We start from the raw sequence: 6,698 nt of genomic DNA, 5'->3' as shown, positions 1-6,698 counted from the left end.
CATATTTTAGCTGAAAACTAAGAGCAGCTCTACCTTTTCTATACCCTATTTATATTTTCCCCGGACACTACTGCGCGGAGGCGAGGATGACAACCATAGTGGTGGTTTTGTCAGTGCTATTTCGAGATCTACTTTTTCATTGTTTCTTTTGGAAGAAGGCGCACTGGTATCAAACTAAATGAAAAACATGAATAGAAAGTGTTAAAAACACCTCAATCATAATAAGAAGGACAATGATTGTCTCTAGCATGGTAGAGTGGCGGTTATTGAGCTCATCCCGCATCATCTCAAAGAGCTCCTTAACGATGTCCAGGCGGCGGTTGAGCACATCGGTGCGTGAATGTAGCTCAAGGTCTTTAATGGTCATTGTATAAAGATTCTCATACTCAGGATGGTCCCAAATAAAAACAGGAGCGTCCAGGATATCGCTATGCAAATTGACCGAATTGCGCTCAATCACAAGAGCGCCAATGCGCCGAGAGATTTCTTTTCGCGATAGGGAAATTTTCCCTCGAGCTGCTAATTCCTGGGGAATGGTTTTTGTGGTCTCAATGGTACTCTCAATGCGACTTTCAAAAGCAGAAAGTTTAACCGCCTGAGAGAGCCCATAGGACACAGCAAGCATTTGCAAGGCATGAGAACGCGTTTTGGCCAAGGTAATTTTATCTTGGAAAAATCGCGGCTTGCTTGCAAAGGAATATTCAAATTCTTCAGAAACCGAAGTGACAGGATTAGAACAATAGGTTTGAAGAGTTTCGAGAAGTTTTTCTTCTTCTTCTAAGGGAACGTTCCAAAAAGCAACACACCCGTAAGAGAAGAAAAAGACATCCCATTCCTTATAGGAAGCATGGAGAGCATCGGTGTAAAAATTAATATAATCAACATCCTCTAAGGTCAAGGCTAAGCCATGAAGATCATAGGTTTCGGCTGTACATAAGGTTAGGCAACGCATGGAAATTATCCGTTTATTTTTTTGATAGGATACCTGATTTGAGAAAGAAAGGCCAGGGGAAGATTTATCTATCCCTGTCAAGACAAAGCGACGCAAAAAATCATAGGATAATCATGGAGGAGAACATTTATACAAAAGGCAGTTTAAGCAATAAACGTGCACTATATGGAGTATATTCATTCAAAATCTACCTAACCAATTTTAATGTGTACGTCAGACTTCGGACTTGTGTGTACGAATATTGTGCAAGATACTCTGATTTTTCAAATCATAAATCCAGGTTTGGATACTCTGCCCGTCTAAATTTACACACACCGTTGTTCAAACTTACATTAAAGTACAACCGTAACAGTTATTATCGCAAGGCTTAGTAAGGCCACAACAGTAGCATACGGTATTATATTCGTAAACTATCTCAGGGAAACTATACTTTGTGAGTTCTGCCGGAGTGCTTAAAAAATCACCATCACGGTCCGGTTCGGAATGATCTAAGATCCATGCTGCGGCCCAGAGTGATTCCAATCCTCCTCTCCACATTATTTGTGTTTCAGAGCTTAAGCGATGGCCTTTCCGTTCTTCGTGCAGTAAGTCAGCTTTGTCCCAAATCAGTTTCAGATTGCCTGTTAGATCAGGATTATTGCACATGTAATGATAATACCCATAGCCTAGTTGTGGTGGCCCGCACGCATCGTCATCATGCGTTAGTATAATTCTCGGTTGAATTCCACTTCTCTCTATTGTAAATAATGGGGTACGGAGTTCGCTGTAGTGGTGTGGTATTCGCAGATGTTCATGAGCACAACGGCTACATTTGTATCTTTTGTAACTTGGTTCGTCACTCAGTTCTCCGTGGTGCCAGGTTCCAGTATCATTTAGTCTACAAACGAGTTGCGCACAATGATTTTCGCTTATTTCTTTTTCTAGCGCGTCGCTATACATGGCATTAGCTGGAGCGTTGCCTATTGTTCCAAGTATTCCTAATAATACGATTGATATCGCGAATGTCCGGAGAAATTTTTGTTGCATGGTGATGTTCCTTTCATAAAGTTGTTCGTCCATAAAGCACAGAGAGAGTTGAGTGATTTGTTATAATAGCTATAGATATCCGTTTTATAAACAAAGTCTCCTGGTTTCATACATGCATGCCATTCTCGGAGCATCATTTTTGCTCCTCCCCATGTATGGAAACATCTGGTAGAAAGAACTGTCAGACTATACGCGTTCATTAATTCTAAATTACAAGTCTTTTTACAGTACTTTTTACAGGATCAGATTTATCTATGGCCGATTATAAGGAATATATTTGACACAAAGGATTCCTGGTATGGAGGCAAGAATAACAACGACTAAATACGGCGTCCACCCAAATTCATCGATCAGGGCGCCTGAGAGAGGTGCTGTGAGGGTGTGACTAAGACTTGCGATTGAGGTCAAAAGAGCCAACTGGGTGGCTGCGAATTGGAGGCTACAGCAGGTGAGTTGATAAGAGAAAAAGGCGGTAAGGGCCACCCCACTAAAGAAATGCTCTATACCAATCGTGCAATAAAGAAAGCTAAGATTAGAGCCCATTTTTTGTTGTAGCAGAAAAAGAATACAAGAAAGCCCATGGGTGATAGTCGCCCATAAAAGGGTTTTCTTATAGCCATAAAGGCGAATGGCATAGCCCCCAACAATACTCCCTAAGATGCTGGCGCCAAGACCAAAAACTTTGGCGACGGAGCTGATTTCCACATAAGTAAAGCCTAAATCCAGGAGAAAAAGGGTTTGCATCATAGCCAAAAGGTTTTCCGGCAATCGGTAAAGTAGCATAAACACAAGGATTGCAAGCCAACCTTTTTGGCTCATAAAATTTTTAAAAGGGCCAATAAATGCAAATGTAAGCCATTCGGTCCAATTCACAAGATGGTGATTGTGAAAGGATGAAAAGGACTCGGGTTCTTTGATGATCAGGACAGCAATAAATCCAACAAGCATAAGGCTTGAAAGGAGAAGATAAACCTCTGGCCAGGACAAAAAACTCGCAAGGTAAAGGGCGCCGGCACCTCCTGTGAGAATCGCCATGCGATAAGCAAAAACACTCATGCCCTCTCCGATGCCCCAATTCTCGGGGGTTAAGGATTCCATTTGATAGGCGAGAAGTAGGATGTGCTGGCTGGCAGCAGAAAAGGTGACGAGAAAGCCGCAAGTAACAAAGGTTTTGAGATTCTCTATAGGATCCAAAAAACTCATGGCTAAGAGGCCGAAAATGGCTGTAGCTTGGGTGACACAAAGCCAGCTGCGCCGTTGCCCCAAATACCGCTTAAGATAAGGGAGAGGGACATGGTCTAAAAGAGGGGCCCATAAAAATTTAAGGGAGTAGGGGAGGTGCAAGAGACCAAAGAATCCAATGGTTGTATAATTAAGGCCAAAGGTTTCAAGCCACACTCCCAAAGTTTTTGCGGTTAGGAGGAGGGGGATTCCATTAGCGTAGGCAATACATCCGATGGCCAGTACACGAGGGTTTAGATATTGGGAGAGAAATTCAAAGAGCCCCCTTAAGCCTAAAGGAGTTTCAAGGGGAAGAGAGTGCGGCTGTGTCGTTTTAAATATGAACTTAAAAATCCTTTCTTTAGACCAAATTACAAAATTTTTCTTTCTGTGTCACTATGTTATTGAATAGATCCTGAGTTCGCCCTAAAGGGCTCCTCAGGATGACATTTCTCTAATAAATACAAAGCGCTGTCATCCTGAGACCTTGAGCATAGCGAAAGGGACTCAGGATCTCAGGGATAACCGTTAAGATGGTTCCCTGTCCTCGAGAACGGGGATGACAACCATGGAAATCTTGCGGCTCCCTTTTACACGCGCATAGGCATCAAAACATAAAGAGCAGAATTATCATTCGCATCCTTGGCGATGATAGCTTGGGTTTCATCTCCCACAAGAAACTGCAAAGTGCCGCTCGCAATTTGTTGAGTGACATCCAAGACATAGCGTGCATTAAAGCCGAAATCAAGGGGCTCGCCCTTATAAGCCACTTCGAGTTCTTCTACAGCGTTTCCCGTATCCGTACTGTGGGCAGACATGGTTAGAACAGAATTACCAATACGCATTTTTACTGGACGTAATTTATCTGTGGACATGATGGATATCCGGTCGACACTGTCCGCAAAGGAGCGAGCATTGAGATCGATAACTTTATCATTTCCAACGGGGATCACTTTTTCATAATCAGGGAATTTTCCTTCAATGAGGCGAGATATTAAGATAGAGTTGCCCACAACGAAGCGCACCTGATTTTCTGAAAAGGATAAAGTGACTTCTTCGGCCGCCTCTTCAATAAGCTTACGAATTTCATTAATGGTTTTCCGAGAAATAATAACTTGAGGCATGCTCTTGGCTTCCTCAGGCAGTTCAACTTGAGCCTGGGCAAGGCGCAAACCATCGGTGGCAATGGCTCTAAGGTAGCCATCAGCTGTGGCATGGAAACAAATCCCATTTAAATAATAACGCGTCTCTTCTGTTGACATGGAAAAACGTGTTTTATCAATCAGTTGAGAGAGCTCTGCTGCATGAAGTTTAAAGGTGCAGGAGAGATTTTCTGTCGTCATGAAAGGGAATTCAGAGGCAGGCAAACAAGCAAAGTTATAAGAAGACCGTCCAGACTGTAAATGAAGAGATCCTCCATCTTCATTAGCCTTTAGTTCAATTTCGGCACCATCGGGAAGTTTTCTGACCACATCAAAAAGGAGTTGGGCAGAAACAGTGGCTCGGCCGCTCGTATGAACGTTGGCAGAGAGAGTTTCGATGCACGCAATTTCTAAGTCCGTAGCGGTAATTTTGACTTTTTTACCTTGGGCTTCAATATGAATATGAGCCAAAATCGGCACCGTGTTGCGCCGTTCCACAACGCCTTGGCAGTGGGTTAATGCTTTCAGGAGAGCGGCTTTCTCCGTGACAAAGTGAAGGGGATCATAGCTAGGAATGGGGAAAATTTCCGGTATCATACTTAAGTCTCCAATGTTCGTCTAAGTAATTCAATATCTTCGCATATAGTTTTATCTTCGCCCATCAATTCTTCAATTTTTTTCACTGCATGTAAAACAGTGGTATGATCACGACCACCGAATTTTCTCCCAATTTCAGGCAGAGAACGGGTTGTAAGAACTTTGGTAAGATACATGGCCACCTGACGAGGACGCGCTACAGTGCGCGCTCTACGGGGGGAGTGCATATCAGAGATGCGAATGCTATAGTATTCGGCAACCTTCTTTTGAATTTCGTCGATGGTGACCCGGCGATCATTGGCCCGCAAGAGATCCCGTAAAACCTCATGAGTCGTATCAAGGGTGATATCTCGGCCTACAAGAGTAGAGTGGGCCACAACACGGGTTAAAGCTCCTTCAAGTTCGCGTACGTTTGAGGAAATTTTATAGGCTAAAAATTCTAAAACCTTTTGAGGAACAATCACCCCAATTTGTTCAGATTTAGCCTGAAGAATACCGAGACGCAATTCATAGGTCGTGGGATGAATATCAGCCACAAGTCCCCACCCAAGCCGTGATTTGAGACGCTCCTCCATACCTTCTAAATCGGAAGGAGACTTATCTGCAGAGATAATGATTTGTCTGTTTTGATCAACGAGAGCATTAAAAGTATGGAAAAATTCTTCCTGAGTTGATTCTTTTCCACCAATAAACTGGACATCGTCGATCATCAAAACATCAACAGAGCGAAACTGTTCTTTAAAAGAAACTGTATCCTTAAAACGCAAGGCTCGCACAAATTGATACATAAACTTTTCAGCGGAGAGATAAATAACGCGTCTTTTAGGATGGCATTTTTTAATTTGCCAAGCAATCGCATGCATAAGGTGGGTTTTGCCAAGGCCAACCCCCCCATATAAAAACAAGGGGTTAAAAGCAACAGTCTCCGATTCAGCGACTTTTAGGGCCGCTGCATGGGCAAGTTCATTCGGTTTTCCTACCACGAAATTGTCAAAGGTAAATCGAGGGTCAAGATTTGATCCAATGTCGGGGGCGTCCAGAGCTGAGGTTGGAGAGGAGGTTTCTTGAGCGCTTTGCTCTGGAGCAACAATAATGTCTAGCTTAAAATTATTGTCGTTTTTCCCTTGTAAAAGGGTTTGCATACGGGTGGCATAATTGTTTTTTACCCAATCTCGCATAAAGGAGGTAGGGGCTGCCAAGCGAAAACAACCATTTTTTATATCAATAAAAGTTAAGGGTTTGATCCAACTTGTATAGGTACCTTCCCCATATTCATCAAGAAGTTGGGGTTGAATATTCTCCCACTGCTTTTCAAGGTTTTCTTGTGCCATTGCCATTTTTCGTTCTTTACCCTGGTTACAGTCGACAAGTCTTCTACGGAAGAATAATAACTTCCATTTTTATCTACGTTTTAAGTCAGAAGCCCTTAGTTAGTTATGCAAGCTTTGAAACGCGTGCATTAAGTCGTGACATCTTACGTGAAGCCGTATTTTGATGAAGGACTCCTTTGGTGACTCCTCGCATAATCTCTGGTTGAGCTTCCTTGAGAGCTGCTTGAGCTGTGCTCTTGTTGCCAGAAGCAATTGCTACCTCGACTTTTTTGATGAAAGTGCGAAGACGAGCGAGACGTGAATGATTGAGGAGGGTTATCTTCTTATCCCGACGAATCCTCTTCAATGCTGATTGATGTTGTGCCATACTATTCCTTAATAATAATTATCCACAGTGTTGTAGAGGATTTATAGCTCACTCTCTCGAGC

The 6,698-nt window shown here is 42.9% G+C and carries 5 protein-coding genes; all 5 read right to left on the bottom strand.

The window, feature by feature from the left end; translation table 11 throughout:
• Positions 1-169: 169 nt before the first annotated feature.
• Complete coding sequence (locus K2Y18_09220) at positions 170-952, bottom strand: RMD1 family protein (protein ID MBX9805914.1); 783 nt, start codon at positions 950-952, stop codon at positions 170-172.
• A 1,278-nt stretch (positions 953-2,230) separates the two neighbouring features.
• Positions 2,231-3,376, bottom strand: coding sequence for an MFS transporter (locus K2Y18_09215; GenBank protein MBX9805913.1), 1,146 nt, complete (start codon positions 3,374-3,376; stop codon positions 2,231-2,233).
• Between the two features lie 413 nt (positions 3,377-3,789).
• Positions 3,790-4,938 carry a DNA polymerase III subunit beta gene (gene dnaN / locus K2Y18_09210; GenBank protein ID MBX9805912.1) on the bottom strand — a complete coding sequence of 383 codons (1,149 nt, stop codon included), beginning with the start codon at positions 4,936-4,938 and terminating at the stop codon, positions 3,790-3,792.
• A gap of 2 nt (positions 4,939-4,940) precedes the next feature.
• Positions 4,941-6,275, bottom strand: coding sequence for a chromosomal replication initiator protein DnaA (gene dnaA / locus K2Y18_09205; protein ID MBX9805911.1), 1,335 nt, complete (start codon positions 6,273-6,275; stop codon positions 4,941-4,943).
• Between the two features lie 97 nt (positions 6,276-6,372).
• On the bottom strand, positions 6,373-6,636 hold the full coding sequence (gene rpsT / locus K2Y18_09200; protein MBX9805910.1) for a 30S ribosomal protein S20: 264 nt from the start codon (positions 6,634-6,636) through the stop codon (positions 6,373-6,375).
• Positions 6,637-6,698: the final 62 nt, after the last annotated feature.

The organism is Alphaproteobacteria bacterium (assembly GCA_019746225.1).
In the GTDB taxonomy this organism is placed as follows: domain Bacteria; phylum Pseudomonadota; class Alphaproteobacteria; order Paracaedibacterales; family VGCI01; genus VGCI01.
The sequence above is the reverse complement of the archived record's forward strand: the minus strand, read 5'-3'. Positions and strand labels throughout refer to the sequence as shown.